Below are 15,627 nucleotides of genomic sequence, written 5' to 3'. Positions count from 1 at the left end.
CTGCGCAGTGACAGGCCTGGCGAATCGCAGGATAATGCCGGCTATTTGCGCTGGGTCGCGTCCGCGCGCACCCGGCAATGCTTCACGGCGGCTAGTTTGAGCGTAGCCGCCTGAGCGTGACAACCCTGGAGTGTCCGGTTTGATTGTCTTCCGTTACCTGTCCCGTGAAGTGCTGATCACCATGAGCGCGGTGAGCGCCGTGCTGCTGGTCATCATCATGAGCGGCCGTTTCATCAAGTACCTGGCGCAGGCGGCCCAAGGCCTGCTCGATCCGGGTTCGCTGTTCATGATCATGGGCGTGCGCCTGCCGGGCTTCCTGCAGCTGATCCTGCCGCTGGGCCTGTTCCTCGGTATCTTGCTGGCCTATGGCCGCCTGTACCTGGACAGCGAGATGACCGTGCTCACCGCCACCGGCATGAGTCAGCAGCGCCTGCTCGCCATCACCCTGGCGCCGGCACTGTTCATCGCCCTGCTGGTGGCCTGGCTGAGCCTGTGGCTGGCGCCCCAGGGCATCACCCAGATGCAGCTGCTGCTGAACAAGCAGGATGCGATGACCGAATTCGACACCCTGGCACCGGGGCGCTTCCAGTCGATGCGCGACGGTACGCGGGTGACCTATACCGAGACCCTGGCCAACGAACGCACCGAGCTGGGCGGGGTGTTCATCTCGGACAAGAACCGCCCGCGCAACGGCAAGGACGGCGGCACTTCGGTGCTGGTCGGCGCCACTGGCGTGCAGGAAATCCATGCCGACGGCAGCCGCTACCTGATCCTCAAGGACGGCTACCGCTACGACGGCACGCCTGGCCAGGCCGATTACCGCGAGATCAAGTACGACACCTACGCCGCTTTGCTACCCAAGCCGGAAGTGAGCAGCGAGATCGACGACCGCGATGCCATTCCCACGTCCGACCTGCTGGGCAGCGATGATCCGCGCATGAAGTCCGAGCTGCAGTGGCGCCTGTCCATCCCGCTGCTGGTGTTCGTGGTGACTGTGCTGGCGGTGCCGCTGTCGCGCGTGAACCCGCGCCAGGGCCGCTTCCTCAAGCTGCTGCCGGCGGTGCTGCTGTACATGGCCTACCTGGCGCTGCTGATTGCCGGGCGCGGCATGCTCGACAAGGGCAAGATCCCCATGGCCCTCGGCCTGTGGTGGATCCACGGGATATTCCTGGCCATCGGCCTGCTGTTGTTGTACTGGGAGCCGCTGCGTCTGAAGCTGGCCGCCAAGCGAGCGAAGTCGGGCGGGGAGCTGAAGCATGCGTAAGCTGGATCGTTACATCGGCACGACTGTCTTCGTTTCCATTCTCGCGGTACTCGGGGTGATCCTCGGCCTGGCCGAACTGTTCGCCTTCGTCGACCAGTTGGGACAGATCGATGACAGCTATACGCTGACCGAGGCCCTCAAGTTCGTATTGCTCACGGGGCCGAGCCGGGCCTACGACATGCTCCCCATGGCGGCGCTGATCGGCTGCCTGGTGGGGCTGGGTACCCTGGCCAGCAACAGCGAACTGACCATCATGCGCGCCGCCGGCGTATCGCTGCAGCGCATCGTCTGGGCGGTCATGAAGCCGATGCTGGTGCTGATGTTCGCCGGCATCCTGGTGGGCGAGTATGTGATTCCTTACACCGAAACCGCCGCCCAGAGCGGACGCGCCCTGGCGCAGAGCGGCAACGGCTCGCAGAGTTCCAAGTCTGGCTTGTGGCACCGCCAGGGGCATGAGTTCATCCACATCAACGTGGTGCGCCCGGATGGCGTGCTGCTGGGGGTGACGCGTTACGACTTCGACGAGAACCGTCGCCTGCAGACCGCGAGTTTCGCCCGCCAGGCGGTCTTCGAGAACAACCAGTGGCAGTTGCAGGACGTGACCACCACGGTGCTGCATGCTGCGGAAAAACGCAGTGAGGTCGTGAGCAAGCCCAGCGAGGCCTGGAATATCCAGCTCAGCCCGCAACTGCTCAATACGGTGGTGATGGAGCCCGAAGCGCTGTCGATCACCGGCCTGTGGAGCTATATCCACTACCTCCAGGACCAGGGCCTGAGCTCCAACCGCTACTGGCTGGCGTTCTGGACCAAGATCCTGCAGCCGCTGGTGACGGCGGCGCTGGTGCTGATGGCGATCTCGTTCATCTTCGGCCCGCTGCGTAGCGTGACCCTCGGCCAGCGCGTGTTCACCGGCGTGCTGGTGGGCTTCACCTTCCGTATTGCCCAGGACCTGCTCGGCCCGTCCAGCCAGGTCTTCAACTTCCCGCCGCTGCTGGCGGTGCTGGTACCGGCGGCGATCTGTGCTTTCCTCGGCACCTTGCTGTTGAAGCGGGCCGGATAAGCCTTGCAGGAGCGAGCTTGCTCGCGAACCTCTCGGCTCCGAGTGGATTTTGTTCGCGAGCAAGCTCGCTCCTAGGCAAAACAAAAAGCCGGCAATCGCCGGCTTTTTTGTGTGTCGAGGTCAGCCTCGGCCTTGTGTTGCCTTGCGCACCGCCTTGGGGATCTGGATCACCACGCTTTCCGAGTAGCGGTCCTGCCAGGTGCGCTTGTCCTTGTCCCAGAGCATCCAGAGGAAGCCCAGGCCGACGCAGCCCCAGGAAGCAATGGCAATGACGAAGCGCAGCAGTGCCTGCATCAGGCTGATGCGCGTCCCGTCCGCGTTCTGCACGCGCACGCCCCAGACCTGCATGCCCAGGGTCTGGCCACTATGGGTCCAGAACTTCGCAAAGAAGGCGAACACGCTGATGAACAGCAGGCTGGACAGCAACGGGTCGCCGGTCAGCGCGCCCTGGTCGGCCAGCATGCGGAGTTTCTCGCTGCCATAGATCAGGCGCAGGAAGCCTTGCTGGTAGATGAGCGTCACCACCATCAGCAAGGCCACGCAGAGCAGGAAGTCGTAGAACATCGCGGCAAAGCGACGGACGAGCGTGGCGGGCGGAAAATCTCCCACGGGCTGGAGCTGCTGCTTGGGCATGAGCGTCTTCTATGGAGGCTGGGATCGATGGGGCCGGGATTATACGGATTCCTTCGCACGGCGCCCTGCGGCGGAGGCTGTTCTAAGCTCAAACCACGTCGCTGCCCATGGGGGAGTGGCAATGCGCCGCAGGTCGCGGTGCCGTCGAGCAAGGATCAAGGATGCCGCTACGCAGCTACACCCGGCGCAGGCTGCTGCCTCGCCTGGTCTTTTCACTTTCCATGGCGCTGCTGCCGCTGCTGTTGGGCAGCGCCATCATCTACTGGCAGGCCTTGCGCAGCCTGACCGTCGAGGCCAGTACTGCTGCGAACGAAGCCGTGCGCCTGTTCGATGTGATGCTCGGCAATGCCAATGGCGCGGCCCGCGTGGCGCTACTGCATGCCGATGAGTCCTGCGACGAGGCGACCCTGGTGCTCAGGGAGCAGGTCGCCGTGGTGCCGTTCGTCCGCTCGGTCAACCTGGCCCGCGACGACGACATCTACTGCACGTCGCTGTTTGGCGAGTTCGACGAGCTGCTGGACCCTTCTCTCTATGCACAGGGGCAGTTGCGGATGATGGCTGGGAACCGGGTCACGCCGGACTCTGCCCTGTTGATCCTGCGTCGACCCCAGGGCAGCTACGCAGCGCTAGCCACCGTGGATGGCCGCTACCTGAGCAATACCCTGCAACTGGTCGATCAGCGCAGTGACCTGCAACTGCAGGTCGGACGGCAGTGGATGGACGAGGAGGGCGCGGTACGCGACGGCGAGCCGTTACCGTTGCCCCTGGGGCACGTCGAGCGGCGCTCGGAGCAGTTTCCGTATGCGGTGATCGGTGGCTTCCCTGCCGGAGCGCAGTGGCGGCATATCCGCGAAGACTCGCTGCCGCTGGTGGCGCTGATGCTCATGCTGGGCGGTGTCTCCGGCCTTGCCTGTTTCTGGCTCTGGGGGCGTTCCGCTACCCCGAGCCTGGAGCTGGAGAGAGCCTTGCTGGCGGGGGAGTTCGTCCCTTACCTGCAGCCGCTGGTGGACGCACAGGACGGCCGTTGGATCGGTGCAGAGGTACTGATGCGCTGGATTCACCCGCGCGAAGGGATGGTCGGGCCGGATCTGTTCATTCCCATGGCCGAACGCTCCGGGCTCATCGTGCCGATGACCCGCGACCTGATGCACCAGGTTGCCGATGGCCTGGCGCCACACGGCGAGTTGCTGGGTGATGGCTTCCACCTGGGCTTCAACATCAGCGCTCGGCACCTTGCCGAACCGGGGTTGTTCGAGGAGTGCCAGGAGTTCCAGGCGCGATTCCTGCCGCATCGTCCTGAGTTGACTCTGGAGCTGACCGAACGTGAGCTGATCGTCTCCAGCGCGGCCATCGATGAGCTGTTCGACAATCTCCATGCCCAGGGGGTCTGCCTGGCGATCGACGACTTCGGCACCGGTAACTCCAGCCTGGCCTATCTGCACCGCTTCAAGGTGGATGCGCTGAAGATCGACCGCAGTTTCGTCGCAATGATCGGAGTGGATGCACTGTCCTCGCACATCCTCGACAGCATCGTCGAACTGTGCGGCAAGCTGAATCTGCGGATCGTTGCCGAAGGCGTGGAGACCGAGGAGCAGTGGCGCTACCTGGCGCAATGCGAGGTGGACGTGCTGCAGGGCTATCTGTTCGGCAAGCCGATGGCGCTGGCGGCCTTCATCGAAGTGCTGAAGGCCAGAAACGAAAAAGCCCGCTGAATGAGCGGGCTTTCAAGTGTTCCCTCCACTGAGGAGAGGGAGGATGGTGCCCCGGGAGAGACTCGAACTCTCACTCTGTCGCCAGAAACGGATTTTGAATCCGCCGCGTCTACCATTCCGCCACCGAGGCAATGGGCGCGCAGTATAGGGAGCCGCTCTGCGCCGGTCAATCGGCTCGAATGGTCAGAATTTGGCATTTCCAGTAAGATACGCGCCCCTTCGAGATAGCTCTTCCCATGCGCGTCGCTGACTTTCATTTCGACCTGCCCGAGGCGTTGATCGCCCGCCATCCGCTTCCCGAGCGCCGCTCCAGCCGTCTGCTGGTGCTGGACGGTCCGAGCGGCGAGCTCAGCCATCGGCAATTCGCTGACGTCCTCGGCTTCCTCCAGCCGGGTGACCTGATGGTGTTCAACAACACCCGGGTGATTCCTGCCCGCCTGTTTGGCCAGAAAGCTTCTGGCGGCAAGCTGGAAATTCTCGTGGAGCGCGTGCTGGACAGCCATCGCGTGCTGGCCCACGTGCGTTCCAGCAAATCCCCCAAGCCGGGCTCGAAGATCCTCATCGACGGCGGTGGCGAGGCTGAAATGCTGCAACGCCATGATGCGCTGTTCGAGCTGGGCTTCAGCGAAGATGTGCTGCCGCTGCTGGAGCGCGTCGGTCACATGCCGTTGCCGCCCTATATCGACCGCCCCGACGAGGACGCCGACCGCGAGCGTTACCAGACCGTCTACGCCGAGCGCGCGGGCGCTGTTGCTGCGCCGACTGCCGGCCTGCACTTCGATGAGGCGCTGCTGGAGTCCATCCGCGCCAAGGGCGTGGAAACTGCGTTCGTGACCCTGCACGTCGGCGCCGGTACCTTCCAGCCGGTGCGCGTGGAGCGCATCGAAGATCACCACATGCACAACGAATGGCTGGAAGTCAGCCAGGACGTGGTCGACGCCGTGGCCGCCTGCAAGGCGCGTGGCGGCCGGGTGGTCGCCGTCGGCACCACCAGCGTGCGCTCGCTGGAAAGCGCCGCCCGTGACGGCGTGCTCAAGCCGTTCAGCGGCGACACCGACATCTTCATCTTCCCGGGCCGGCCGTTCCACGTGGTCGACGCCCTGGTGACCAATTTCCACTTGCCCGAATCCACCCTGCTGATGCTGGTCTCCGCCTTCGCCGGCTATCCCGAGACCATGGCTGCCTATGCGGCGGCAGTGGAGCAGGGCTATCGCTTCTTCAGCTACGGCGATGCCATGTTCATTACCCGCAACCCGGCACCGCGCGGCCCCGAGGACTGATCCATGAGTTTCATGAAATTCGAACTGCTGGCCACTGAGGGCAAGGCCCGTCGCGGTCGCCTGACCTTCCCCCGTGGCGTGGTGGAAACCCCGGCCTTCATGCCGGTGGGCACCTACGGCACCGTGAAGGGCATGCTCCCGCACGACATCGAGGGTATCGGCGCGCAGATCATCCTCGGCAATACCTTCCACCTGTGGCTGCGCCCGGGCACCGAGGTGATCCAGAAGCACGGCGACCTGCATGACTTCATGCAGTGGAAAGGCCCGATTCTCACCGATTCCGGCGGCTTCCAGGTGTTCAGCCTGGGCGCGCTGCGCAAGATCAAGGAAGAGGGCGTGTACTTCGCCTCGCCGGTAGACGGCGCCAAGGTCTTCATGGGCCCGGAAGAGTCCATGGCCGTGCAGCGCGCACTGGGCTCGGACATCGTGATGATCTTCGACGAGTGCACCCCGTACCCGGCCGAGTTCGACGTGGCCAAGCGCTCCATGGAGCTGTCGCTGCGCTGGGCCAAGCGCTCGAAAGCTGCTCACGGCGACAGCCCGTCGGCGCTGTTCGGTATCGTCCAGGGCGGCATGCACGAGGAACTGCGCATGCGCTCGCTCGAGGGCCTGCAGGAAATCGGCTTCGACGGCCTGGCCATCGGCGGCCTGTCGGTGGGCGAGCCCAAGGAAGAGATGATCCGCGTGCTGGACTTCCTGCCCCAGCACATGCCGGCTGACAAACCTCGTTACCTGATGGGTGTGGGCAAACCCGAGGACCTCGTGGAAGGTGTGCGCCGGGGCGTCGACATGTTCGACTGCGTCATGCCCACCCGCAATGCGCGCAATGGCCACCTTTTCGTTGACACCGGGGTGATCAAGATCCGCAACGCGGTGCACAAGCACGACGAATCTCCGCTGGACCCGACCTGCGATTGCTACACCTGCAAGCACTTCTCCCGCGCCTACCTCTACCACCTGGACAAGTGCGGCGAAATGCTCGGCAGCATGCTCAATACCATCCACAACTTGCGGCATTATCAGCGGCTTATGGCTGGTTTGCGCGAGGCAATCCAACAGGGTACATTGGCGAACTTTGTCGACGCCTTCTACGCCAAGCGCGGCCTACCCGTGCCGCCGCTGGCGGACTGACCTTATTCATCGAAAAAGCTTTGAGACAGGAGTTTCCAATGAGTTTTCTGATCCCCGCTGCCTACGCTGACGCCGCAGCCCCGGCCGCTGCAGCTGGCCCGGCCGGTACCGGCTTCGAGTGGATTTTCCTGGTCGGTTTCCTGGTCATCTTCTACCTGATGATCTGGCGTCCCCAGGCCAAGCGCTCCAAGGAGCACAAGAACCTGCTGTCCGGCCTGCAGAAGGGCGATGAAGTCGTCACTTCCGCCGGTATCGCCGGCAAGGTGACCAAAGTGGCCGATGACTTCGTCGTCGTCGAGGTTTCCGACAACGTCGAGCTGAAGTTCCAGAAGGCCGCGATCGCCGCGACCCTGCCGAAAGGCACCCTGAAGGCGATCTGATCCACCTCTTAGAAACCCAACCGACGGGGCGCAAGATGCGCCCCGCGTCATAACGGGCGGTGTCATGCTCAACAAGTATCCCCTGTGGAAGTATCTGCTGATCCTGGCGGTCCTGGCCGTCGGTTTCATCTATTCCGCACCCAACCTCTATCCTGACGATCCGGCCGTCCAGATCAGCGGCGCGAGCACTGCGCTGCAGGTCACCCAGGCCGACGTGGACAAGGCCAGCAAGGCGCTCGCCGACGCCGGTATCGCCGTGAAGGCGGGCTCGCTGGGCAAGAACAGCGGCCTGATCCGCCTGGTCAAGCAGGAAGACCAGTTGCCGGCCAAGGACATCGTCCGCCGTGCGCTGGGTGACGACTACGTAGTCGCCCTGAACCTGGCCCAGACCACGCCGAACTGGCTGCGCAACATCGCCGCCCACCCGATGAAGCTGGGTCTGGACCTGTCCGGTGGTGTGCATTTCCTGCTGGAAGTGGACATGGACAAGGCCGTCGACGCTCGTATGAAGGTCTACGAGAACGAGGTCAAGAGCGCCCTGCGTAAAGAGCGCGTGCGCTACCGGAGCCTGCCGGTACAGGACGGCGGCATCCAGCTGGGCTTCACTGAAGAAGCCGACCTGGACAAGGCCAAGTCGATCATCGCCAAGGATTTCCGCGATTTCGAAACCGCCCAGAGCGAGCGCAATGGCATGCAGGTCCTGCGCCTGGCCATGACCGCCACCAAGCTGGCCGAAATCCGCGAATACTCGATCAAGCAGAACCTCACCACCGTCCGCAACCGTGTGAACGAGCTGGGCGTGTCCGAGCCGCTGGTACAGCGCCAGGGCGCCAACCGCATCGTCGTCGAGCTGCCGGGCGTGCAGGACACTGCCGAAGCCAAGCGTATCCTCGGCAAGACCGCGAACCTTGAGTTCCGCCTGGCCGCCGAGCTGGACGCGATCAAGTCCTCCACTGAAACCTTCGATTTCCGCGAGCCGCGTCGCCCGCCGGCGACCCTGGAGCGTGGCGTGATCATCACCGGTGACCAGGTCACCGACGCCAGCGCCAGCTTCGACGAGAACGGCCGTCCGCAGGTGAACATCCGTCTGGATGGCCACGGCGGCGAGCTGATGAACCGCGCGACCCGCAACAACGTCGGCCGCAGCATGGCGGTGGTATTCATCGAGCAGAAGCCGATCACCCGCTATACCAAGCAGGTCGTCGACGGCGTCGAGCAGGAAGTCGCCGTACAGGCGTTCAAGGAAGAGAAGCAGATCATCAGCCTGGCGACCATCCAGTCGCCGCTGGGTAACCAGTTCCGCATCACTGGCCTGGACGCTCCGGGCGAGTCCTCGGAACTGGCCCTGCTGCTGCGCGCCGGTGGCCTGGCTGCGCCGATGTACTTCGCTGAAGAACGCACCATCGGCCCGAGCCTGGGTGCCGACAACATCGCCAAGGGTATCGACGCCTCCCTGTGGGGCATGGTCTTCGTTTCCCTGTTCATCATCGTCATCTACCGCTTCTTCGGCGTGATCGCCACCGTCGCCCTGGCCTTCAACATGGTCATGCTGGTGGCGCTGATGTCGATCCTCGGTGCGACCCTGACCCTGCCGGGTATCGCGGGTATCGTGCTGACCATGGGCATGGCGGTGGACGCCAACGTGCTGATCTTCTCGCGGATACGCGAGGAGCTGGCGGCGGGCATGTCGACGCAGCGGGCGATCCACGAGGGCTTCAACCGTGCCTTCACCGCGATCATCGACGCCAACCTGACCTCGCTGCTGGTCGGCGGCATCCTCTACGCCATGGGCACCGGCCCGGTGAAGGGCTTCGCCGTCACCATGTCCCTGGGTATTCTCACCTCGATGTTCACTGCCATTCTGGTCACCCGCGCAATGGTGAACCTGATCTACGGCGGCCGCGACGTTAAGAAGCTGTGGATCTAAGGGGCCAGAGATGAATATCAAGATCGGTACTATCAACTTCATGGGCGTGCGCAACATTGCGTTCGCCGCGACCCTGATCCTGACCCTGATCGCCCTCGGCAGCTGGGTCTTCAAAGGCATCAACTTCGGCCTGGACTTCACCGGCGGTACGTCGATCAAGCTGAACTACGAGCAGCCTGCCGACCTGTCCAAGGTGCGTGAGCAACTGGTCGCCGCTGGTTACAGCGAAGCCGTGGTGCAGAGCTTCGGTGACACCCGCGACGTTCTGGTGCGCATGCCCAGCGAAGACCCGGAACTGGGCAAGAAGGTCGCCACTGCGCTGCAGAAGGCCGACGCTTCCAACCCGGCCAAGGTCAACGGCGTCGAGTACGTCGGTCCGCAGGTGGGTGAAGAGCTGCGCGACCAGGGCGGCCTTGGCATGCTCCTGGCGCTGGGCGGCATCCTCCTGTACGTGGGCTTCCGCTTCCAATGGAAGTTCGCCCTGGGGGCGATCCTCTCGCTGATCCACGACGCCATCATCGTGATGGGCGTGCTGTCGTTCTTCCAGATCACCTTCGACCTGACCGTGCTGGCTGCGGTGCTGGCGGTGGTGGGCTACTCGCTGAACGACACCATCGTGATCTTCGACCGGGTGCGCGAGAACTTCCGCGTGCTGCGCAAGGCCAGCCTGATCGAGAACATCAATATCTCGACCAGCCAGACCCTGCTGCGGACCATCGCCACCTCGGTATCGACCCTGCTGGCTATCTCCGCCCTGCTGTTCTTCGGCGGCGACAACCTGTTCGGTTTCTCCATCGCCCTGTTCGTCGGCGTAATGGCGGGTACCTACTCGTCGATCTATATCGCCAACGTGGTACTGATCTGGCTGAACCTGTCCAGCGAGGACCTGATTCCTCCGCCGAGCAAGGAAGTCGACGAGCGCCCGTAATAGAGCGTTCCGCGCCTTCGACAGAACTCCCGCTTCGGCGGGAGTTTTTGTTTGTGGGCAGTGGCTCACGGATTTGTTGGAACTTTCTTACAAAACCGCCGCTCCAAGGCAGGGTAAAGGGCAAGGCCCGAATGAGAAGAAAGACCAGGAGAATCCTATGAACAAGTCGTTGCTAATCGGTACCGTGCTGGGCGCTGTAGGCGTGACTGCCGGTGGCGCCGTGGCTACCTACAGTCTGGTGGACCGTGCGCCGCAATACGCCGAGGTGCTCGCCGTTCAGCCGGTCAAGGAAACCATCAAGAATCCGCGCCAGGTCTGCAAGGACGTGGCAGTGACCCATCAGCGCCCGGTCAAGGACCAGCATCAGATCGCCGGTACCGCCATCGGTGCCATTGCTGGCGGCCTGCTCGGCAACCAGATCGGCGGCGGCAACGGCAAGAAGATCGCTACCGTGGCGGGTGCCATCGGCGGCGGCTACGCGGGTAACAAGGTGCAGGAAGGCATGCAGGAGCGTGATACCTACACCACCACCGAAACCCGCTGCAGCACGGTCAACGACACCAGCGAGAAGGTCGTCGGCTACGACGTGAAGTACCTGCTCGATGGCAAGGCTGGTCAGGTCCGCATGGACCGTGATCCGGGCTCGCAGATTCCGGTCGACAAGAGCGGTCGGCTGGTCCTGGGGCAGCAGTAAATCGTCGCCAGGTTTCAGTGAGAGAGGCGCCCATCGGGCGCCTTTTCTTTTGGCGCTCTTTCTAGGCGCGAGCTTGCTCGCGAACAGCCCGGCATCACGGCGCCAGAATGAAAAGGGCGAAAGCTTCGCGAGCACGCTCGCTCCTGCAATGAAGTGCGTTCTCGCAGGCACAAAAAAGCCCGGCATTGCCGGGCTTTTTCTCGCGTCACCCAGGCTCAGCGCTTGAGCGAGGCCGGCAGGTGCGGCTGGATGCTGGTCAGCAGCGCCTTGAAGCACTTGGTGTTGCCGGCGACGATCTGGCCCTTCTCGAGGAACTCGTGACCGCCGGTGAAATCGCTCACCAGGCCGCCTGCTTCCTGGATCAGCAGGGCGCCGGCTGCCATGTCCCACTCGGACAGGCCGAATTCCCAGAAGGCGTCGTAGCGGCCGGCGGCGACGTAGGCCAGATCCAGGCTGGCGGCGCCGGCGCGGCGGATGCCGGCGGTCTGGCCGACCAGGCTGCGGAACATGCCCAGGTAGGCATCCAGGTTGTCCATCTGGCTGTCGCGGAACGGGAAGCCGGTGCCGAGGAGGGCGCCTTCCAGGCTCTTGCGGTTGCTGACGCGCAGGCGACGGCCGTTCAGCGCGGCGCCACGGCCACGGCTGGCGGTGAACTCTTCCTGGCGGACCGGGTCGAGGACCACGGCGTGCTCAAGGCGACCGCGGTATTTGCAGGCGATGCTGACGGCGTAGTGCGGAACGCCGTGAATGAAGTTGGTGGTGCCGTCCAGTGGGTCGATGATCCACAGATAGTCGGCGCCTTCGCCACTGCCTTCGAGCATGCCGCCTTCTTCGCCCATGATCCCGTGGTTCGGGTAGGCCTTGCGCAGGGCGGTGACGATGGAGAGTTCGGCTGCGCGATCGACTTCGGTCACGTAGTCCTTGGCTTCTTTCTCGTTGACCGACAGGGTATCCAGGCGTTCGATGGAGCGGAAGATCAGTTCACCGGCGCTGCGAGCGGCGCGCAGGGCGATATTCAGCATAGGCTGCATGGAGAGGTCACCTGGGTCGTTAAAGAAAGCCGAACATTCTAGCAGAAAGCGCTGACGTTCATAGAGCGACCTGTCGCCTGCGTGGCGCAAGACCCACTGCTGCGGTAGGATTCCCTCCCTTTTCGCTTTATGTGTGGAGTCGCGCGTTGCTCGACAAAATTCGCGTGGTGCTGGTCAACACCAGCCATCCCGGCAATATCGGCGGTACGGCCCGTGCGATGAAGAACATGGGCCTGTCGCGCCTCGTGCTGGTGGATCCGATGGATTTCCCCAGCGGTGAAGCCCGTGCCCGCGCATCCGGCGCCGATGACATTCTCGACGCGGCCGTGGTCGTTCCTACCCTGGAAGATGCCCTGGCGGGTTGCAGCCTGGTGCTGGGCACCAGCGCGCGCGATCGCCGCATTCCCTGGCCGCTGCTGGATCCCCGTGAGTGCGCCACCACCAGCCTGGAGCACGTCCAGCAGGGTGGTGAGGTCGCGCTGGTGTTCGGTCGCGAATATGCCGGCCTGACCAATGAAGAGCTGCAGCGATGTCAGTTCCATGTGCATATCCCGGCCAATCCCGAGTTCAGCTCGCTGAACCTGGCGACGGCGGTGCAGGTGCTGGTCTACGAGGTGCGTATGGCGTGGCTGGCTGCTGAAGGTCAGCCGACCAAGCACGAGAAGGTCGAGTCCACGGCGATGCTCAACAGCGTCCCGGTGACGTCGGATGAGCTGGAACGCTTCTATGCGCACCTGGAGTCGACCCTGGTGGATATCCAGTTCCTCGACCCGCAGAAGCCGCGCCACCTGATGTCTCGCCTGCGTCGCCTGTACGGCCGCAGCGGCGTCAGCAAGCTGGAGATGAATATCCTGCGGGGTATTCTCACCGAGACACAGAAGGCTGCCCGCGGGGAGCTTTCCAAGCGGAGTGATGAAGATGTTTGAGCGTGTACGCGAGGATATCCAGAGCGTATTTCATCGTGACCCGGCGGCACGCAACGCCTTCGAGGTGCTGACCTGCTATCCGGGGCTGCATGCCGTCTGGCTGCATCGCCTGGCCCATGGCTTGTGGACTTCCGGCTGGAAGTGGCTGGCGCGCATGGTGTCGAACTTCGGTCGCTGGATGACCGGCATCGAGATCCATCCGGGTGCGAAGATCGGTCGCCGGTTCTTCATTGACCACGGCCTGGGCATTGTCATCGGCGAAACCGCCGAAATTGGCGATGACGTGACCATTTATCAGGGGGTGACCCTGGGTGGCACCAGCTGGAACAAGGGCAAGCGCCATCCGACCCTGGCCGATGGCGTTGTGGTGGGAGCGGGTGCCAAGGTGCTCGGTCCTTTCACGGTGGGTGCTGGCGCCAAGGTCGGTTCCAATGCCGTGGTGACCAAGGAGGTACCGCCTGGGGCGACCGTCGTGGGTATTCCGGGTCGCATCATCGTCAAGGATGACGCGGATCAGGCGGCCAAGCGCCAGGCCATGGCAGAAAAGCTCGGGTTTGATGCCTATGGCGTCAGCCAGGACATGCCCGACCCGGTAGCGCGCGCCATCGGTCAGCTGCTTGATCACCTGCAGGCGGTCGATGGGCGCCTGGAGGGCATGTGCAAGGCCCTGACGGCCTTGGGCAGTGACTACTGTGCCAAGGATCTTCCGGTCCTGCGGGAAGAGGACTTTGCCGGGGTCAAGGACCAGGAGAGCAGCCAGTCGGCGCAGTGATGCGCCGACGCCGGTATTGCTGTTAGAATACGGCGCCGTTCGCTGGCTAAATCCGACTAAAGTAATAGGTCTTATAGTTGACTTAAATAGTCGGAAAAGAGCATACTCCCGCCATACCAGCGATTCTTCCGGATTTCCCCATGCGATTGACCACCAAAGGCCGCTATGCCGTCACCGCCATGCTCGACCTGGCGTTGCACGCCCAGCGTGGCCCGGTTTCTCTCGCCGATATCTCCGAACGCCAGGGTATCTCCCTGTCCTACCTGGAACAGCTGTTCGCCAAGTTGCGCCGTGGCAACCTGGTGGTCAGCGTGCGCGGTCCGGGCGGCGGCTACCAGTTGTCCCGCGACATGACCGGCATCCACGTCGCCCAGGTGATCGATGCGGTCAATGAGTCGGTCGACGCCACTCGCTGTCAGGGTCAGGGCGACTGCCACTCCGGCGACACCTGCCTGACCCACCACCTGTGGTGCGACCTCAGTCAGCAGATTCACGAGTTTCTCAGCGGCATCAGCCTGGCCGACCTGGTCGAGCGCCGCGAAGTTCAAGAGGTCGCCCAGCGCCAGGATGAGCGTCGCTGCTCCGGCAGCAAGTCGCTGCGCCTCGACAAGATTGAAGCGTCCGCCATCGATTGAGCGAACGCCCGCCTGTAGGAGTTACCTGATGAAATTGCCGATTTACCTCGACTACTCCGCCACCACCCCGGTGGATCCGCGTGTCGCTCAGAAAATGGCCGACTGCCTGCTGGTTGACGGCAATTTCGGCAACCCGGCCTCGCGCTCCCACGTCTTCGGCTGGAAGGCCGAGGAAGCGGCTGAGAATGCCCGTCGCCAGGTCGCTGAACTGGTCAATGCCGACCCCCGCGAGATCGTCTGGACGTCCGGTGCCACCGAGTCCGACAACCTCGCCATCAAGGGTGTCGCGCACTTCTACGCGACCAAGGGCAAGCACATCATCACCTCGAAGATCGAGCACAAGGCGGTCCTGGATACCTGCCGCCAGCTGGAGCGCGAAGGTTTCGAAGTGACCTACCTGGAGCCGACTCCCGAGGGCATCATCACCCCGGCGATGGTCGAGGCCGCCCTGCGTGACGACACCATCCTGGTTTCGGTCATGCACGTGAACAACGAAGTCGGCAGCATCAACGACATCGCCGCCATCGGCGAGCTGACCCGCGCGCGTGGCATTCTGCTGCACGTCGATGCCGCCCAGTCCGCCGGTAAAGTCGACATCGACCTGGAGAAACTCAAGGTCGACCTGATGTCCTTCTCCGCCCACAAGGTCTACGGTCCCAAAGGCATGGGCGCTCTGTACGTGCGCCGCAAGCCGCGTGTACGTCTGGAAGCCCAGATGCACGGTGGCGGCCACGAGCGTGGCATGCGTTCGGGCACCCTGGCGACCCACCAGATCGTCGGCATGGGCGAAGCCTTCCGCATCGCCAAGGAAGAAATGCACCAGGAAATGGCCCGCATCGAAGGTCTGCGCAAGCGCTTCTTCGATCAGGTGCAGGACCTGGAAGAGCTGTACCTCAATGGCAGCCCGGTTTCCTACGCGCCGAACATCCTCAATGTCAGCTTCAACTACGTCGAAGGCGAGTCGCTGATGATGTCGCTCAAGGACCTGGCCGTTTCGTCCGGTTCCGCCTGCACCTCGGCCTCGCTGGAGCCGTCCTACGTGCTCCGCGCCCTGGGTCGCAACGACGAGCTGGCGCACAGCTCCATCCGTTTCAGCTTCGGCCGCTTCACCACTGAAGAAGAGGTCGATTACGCCGCCAAGAAGGTGGTGGAAGCCGTTTCCAAGCTGCGTGAACTCTCGCCGCTGTGGGATATGTTCAAAGAGGGTGTCGACCTGTCCAAGGTCGAATGGCAGGCCCACTGACCCGCCCCATA

At 63.4% G+C, this 15,627-nt stretch carries 15 protein-coding genes and 1 tRNA gene; 13 read left to right on the top strand and 3 right to left on the bottom strand.

Annotation, left to right across the window (positions count from 1 at the left end; genetic code table 11):
* Positions 1-139 precede the first annotated feature (139 nt).
* The gene (gene lptF, locus RS899_RS20300; RefSeq protein WP_024762888.1) at positions 140-1,264 is read left to right on the top strand and encodes an LPS export ABC transporter permease LptF; all 1,125 of its coding nucleotides are present in this window, start codon (positions 140-142) and stop codon (positions 1,262-1,264) included.
* Positions 1,257-2,324, top strand: a complete 1,068-nt coding sequence (lptG, locus tag RS899_RS20295) for an LPS export ABC transporter permease LptG (protein ID WP_315807925.1) — start codon at positions 1,257-1,259, stop codon at positions 2,322-2,324. The genes lptF and lptG overlap by 8 nt, the downstream gene beginning before the upstream one ends.
* Before the next feature lie 120 nt (positions 2,325-2,444).
* On the opposite strand, the gene RS899_RS20290 is transcribed toward lptG, so the two are convergent.
* Positions 2,445-2,957, bottom strand: a complete 513-nt coding sequence (locus tag RS899_RS20290) for an RDD family protein (protein ID WP_315807924.1) — start codon at positions 2,955-2,957, stop codon at positions 2,445-2,447.
* A 161-nt stretch (positions 2,958-3,118) separates the two neighbouring features.
* Between RS899_RS20290 and RS899_RS20285 the strand changes: the two genes are divergently transcribed.
* Positions 3,119-4,669, top strand: a complete 1,551-nt coding sequence (locus RS899_RS20285; protein ID WP_315807923.1) for a cyclic diguanylate phosphodiesterase — start codon at positions 3,119-3,121, stop codon at positions 4,667-4,669.
* Positions 4,670-4,713: 44 nt separating this feature from the next.
* Here RS899_RS20285 and RS899_RS20280 read toward each other — a convergent pair.
* Positions 4,714-4,799: transfer RNA gene (locus RS899_RS20280), tRNA-Leu, on the bottom strand.
* 106 nt (positions 4,800-4,905) lie between these two features.
* Here RS899_RS20280 and queA point away from each other — a divergent pair.
* The 6 genes from queA to RS899_RS20250 all read left to right on the top strand — a co-directional run bounded on the left by queA (position 4,906) and on the right by RS899_RS20250 (position 11,009).
* Positions 4,906-5,949 carry a tRNA preQ1(34) S-adenosylmethionine ribosyltransferase-isomerase QueA gene (gene queA / locus RS899_RS20275; protein WP_169937040.1) on the top strand — a complete coding sequence of 348 codons (1,044 nt, stop codon included), beginning with the start codon at positions 4,906-4,908 and terminating at the stop codon, positions 5,947-5,949.
* Positions 5,950-5,961: 12 nt separating this feature from the next.
* A complete protein-coding gene (tgt, locus tag RS899_RS20270; RefSeq protein WP_139092989.1) occupies positions 5,962-7,080 on the top strand; it encodes a tRNA guanosine(34) transglycosylase Tgt in 1,119 nt (372 codons plus the stop codon).
* 38 nt (positions 7,081-7,118) lie between these two features.
* On the top strand, positions 7,119-7,460 hold the full coding sequence (gene yajC / locus RS899_RS20265; protein ID WP_024762947.1) for a preprotein translocase subunit YajC: 342 nt from the start codon (positions 7,119-7,121) through the stop codon (positions 7,458-7,460).
* 64 nt (positions 7,461-7,524) lie between these two features.
* Positions 7,525-9,387 (top strand): protein translocase subunit SecD, encoded by a 1,863-nt coding sequence (gene secD, locus RS899_RS20260; protein WP_315807922.1) that lies wholly within the window; start codon positions 7,525-7,527, stop codon positions 9,385-9,387.
* A 10-nt stretch (positions 9,388-9,397) separates the two neighbouring features.
* The gene (gene secF / locus RS899_RS20255) at positions 9,398-10,315 is read left to right on the top strand and encodes a protein translocase subunit SecF (protein WP_054907346.1); all 918 of its coding nucleotides are present in this window, start codon (positions 9,398-9,400) and stop codon (positions 10,313-10,315) included.
* Between the two features lie 157 nt (positions 10,316-10,472).
* A complete protein-coding gene (locus RS899_RS20250; RefSeq protein ID WP_037010115.1) occupies positions 10,473-11,009 on the top strand; it encodes a glycine zipper 2TM domain-containing protein in 537 nt (178 codons plus the stop codon).
* A gap of 215 nt (positions 11,010-11,224) precedes the next feature.
* Here the strand turns inward: RS899_RS20250 and suhB are convergent, their stop codons facing one another.
* Positions 11,225-12,040, bottom strand: a complete 816-nt coding sequence (gene suhB, locus RS899_RS20245) for an inositol-phosphate phosphatase (RefSeq protein ID WP_024762950.1) — start codon at positions 12,038-12,040, stop codon at positions 11,225-11,227.
* Between the two features lie 146 nt (positions 12,041-12,186).
* On the opposite strand from suhB, the gene trmJ reads away from it, so the two are divergent.
* The 4 genes from trmJ to RS899_RS20225 all read left to right on the top strand — a co-directional run bounded on the left by trmJ (position 12,187) and on the right by RS899_RS20225 (position 15,616).
* On the top strand, positions 12,187-12,966 hold the full coding sequence (gene trmJ / locus RS899_RS20240; protein ID WP_045210545.1) for a tRNA (cytosine(32)/uridine(32)-2'-O)-methyltransferase TrmJ: 780 nt from the start codon (positions 12,187-12,189) through the stop codon (positions 12,964-12,966).
* On the top strand, positions 12,959-13,738 hold the full coding sequence (cysE, locus tag RS899_RS20235; protein ID WP_054907347.1) for a serine O-acetyltransferase: 780 nt from the start codon (positions 12,959-12,961) through the stop codon (positions 13,736-13,738). Before trmJ ends, cysE begins: the two co-directional genes overlap by 8 nt.
* Before the next feature lie 140 nt (positions 13,739-13,878).
* Entirely contained in the window at positions 13,879-14,373 is a 495-nt protein-coding gene (gene iscR, locus RS899_RS20230) for a Fe-S cluster assembly transcriptional regulator IscR (RefSeq protein WP_024762953.1), read from the top strand.
* 28 nt (positions 14,374-14,401) lie between these two features.
* The gene (locus RS899_RS20225; RefSeq protein ID WP_054907348.1) at positions 14,402-15,616 is read left to right on the top strand and encodes an IscS subfamily cysteine desulfurase; all 1,215 of its coding nucleotides are present in this window, start codon (positions 14,402-14,404) and stop codon (positions 15,614-15,616) included.
* The last annotated feature ends 11 nt before the right edge of the window (positions 15,617-15,627 follow it).

Source organism: Pseudomonas sp. C9-3, from assembly GCF_032392015.1.
GTDB classification, from domain to species: Bacteria; Pseudomonadota; Gammaproteobacteria; order Pseudomonadales; family Pseudomonadaceae; genus Pseudomonas; species Pseudomonas nitroreducens.
This window is presented reverse-complemented; position numbering and strand designations above follow the sequence as displayed.

What these genes read in the sequence shown, in the direction of transcription:
- lptG (WP_315807925.1), top strand. Translation starts at nt 1,257, where the DNA reads ATGCGTAAGCTGGATCGTTACATCGGCACGACTGTCTTCGTTTCCATT.
- RS899_RS20290 (WP_315807924.1), bottom strand. Translation starts at nt 2,957, where the DNA reads ATGCCCAAGCAGCAGCTCCAGCCCGTGGGAGATTTTCCGCCCGCCACG.
- RS899_RS20285 (WP_315807923.1), top strand. Translation starts at nt 3,119, where the DNA reads ATGCCGCTACGCAGCTACACCCGGCGCAGGCTGCTGCCTCGCCTGGTC.
- queA (WP_169937040.1), top strand. Translation starts at nt 4,906, where the DNA reads ATGCGCGTCGCTGACTTTCATTTCGACCTGCCCGAGGCGTTGATCGCC.
- tgt (WP_139092989.1), top strand. Translation starts at nt 5,962, where the DNA reads ATGAAATTCGAACTGCTGGCCACTGAGGGCAAGGCCCGTCGCGGTCGC.
- yajC (WP_024762947.1), top strand. Translation starts at nt 7,119, where the DNA reads ATGAGTTTTCTGATCCCCGCTGCCTACGCTGACGCCGCAGCCCCGGCC.
- secD (WP_315807922.1), top strand. Translation starts at nt 7,525, where the DNA reads ATGCTCAACAAGTATCCCCTGTGGAAGTATCTGCTGATCCTGGCGGTC.
- secF (WP_054907346.1), top strand. Translation starts at nt 9,398, where the DNA reads ATGAATATCAAGATCGGTACTATCAACTTCATGGGCGTGCGCAACATT.
- RS899_RS20250 (WP_037010115.1), top strand. Translation starts at nt 10,473, where the DNA reads ATGAACAAGTCGTTGCTAATCGGTACCGTGCTGGGCGCTGTAGGCGTG.
- suhB (WP_024762950.1), bottom strand. Translation starts at nt 12,040, where the DNA reads ATGCAGCCTATGCTGAATATCGCCCTGCGCGCCGCTCGCAGCGCCGGT.
- cysE (WP_054907347.1), top strand. Translation starts at nt 12,959, where the DNA reads ATGTTTGAGCGTGTACGCGAGGATATCCAGAGCGTATTTCATCGTGAC.
- iscR (WP_024762953.1), top strand. Translation starts at nt 13,879, where the DNA reads ATGCGATTGACCACCAAAGGCCGCTATGCCGTCACCGCCATGCTCGAC.
- RS899_RS20225 (WP_054907348.1), top strand. Translation starts at nt 14,402, where the DNA reads ATGAAATTGCCGATTTACCTCGACTACTCCGCCACCACCCCGGTGGAT.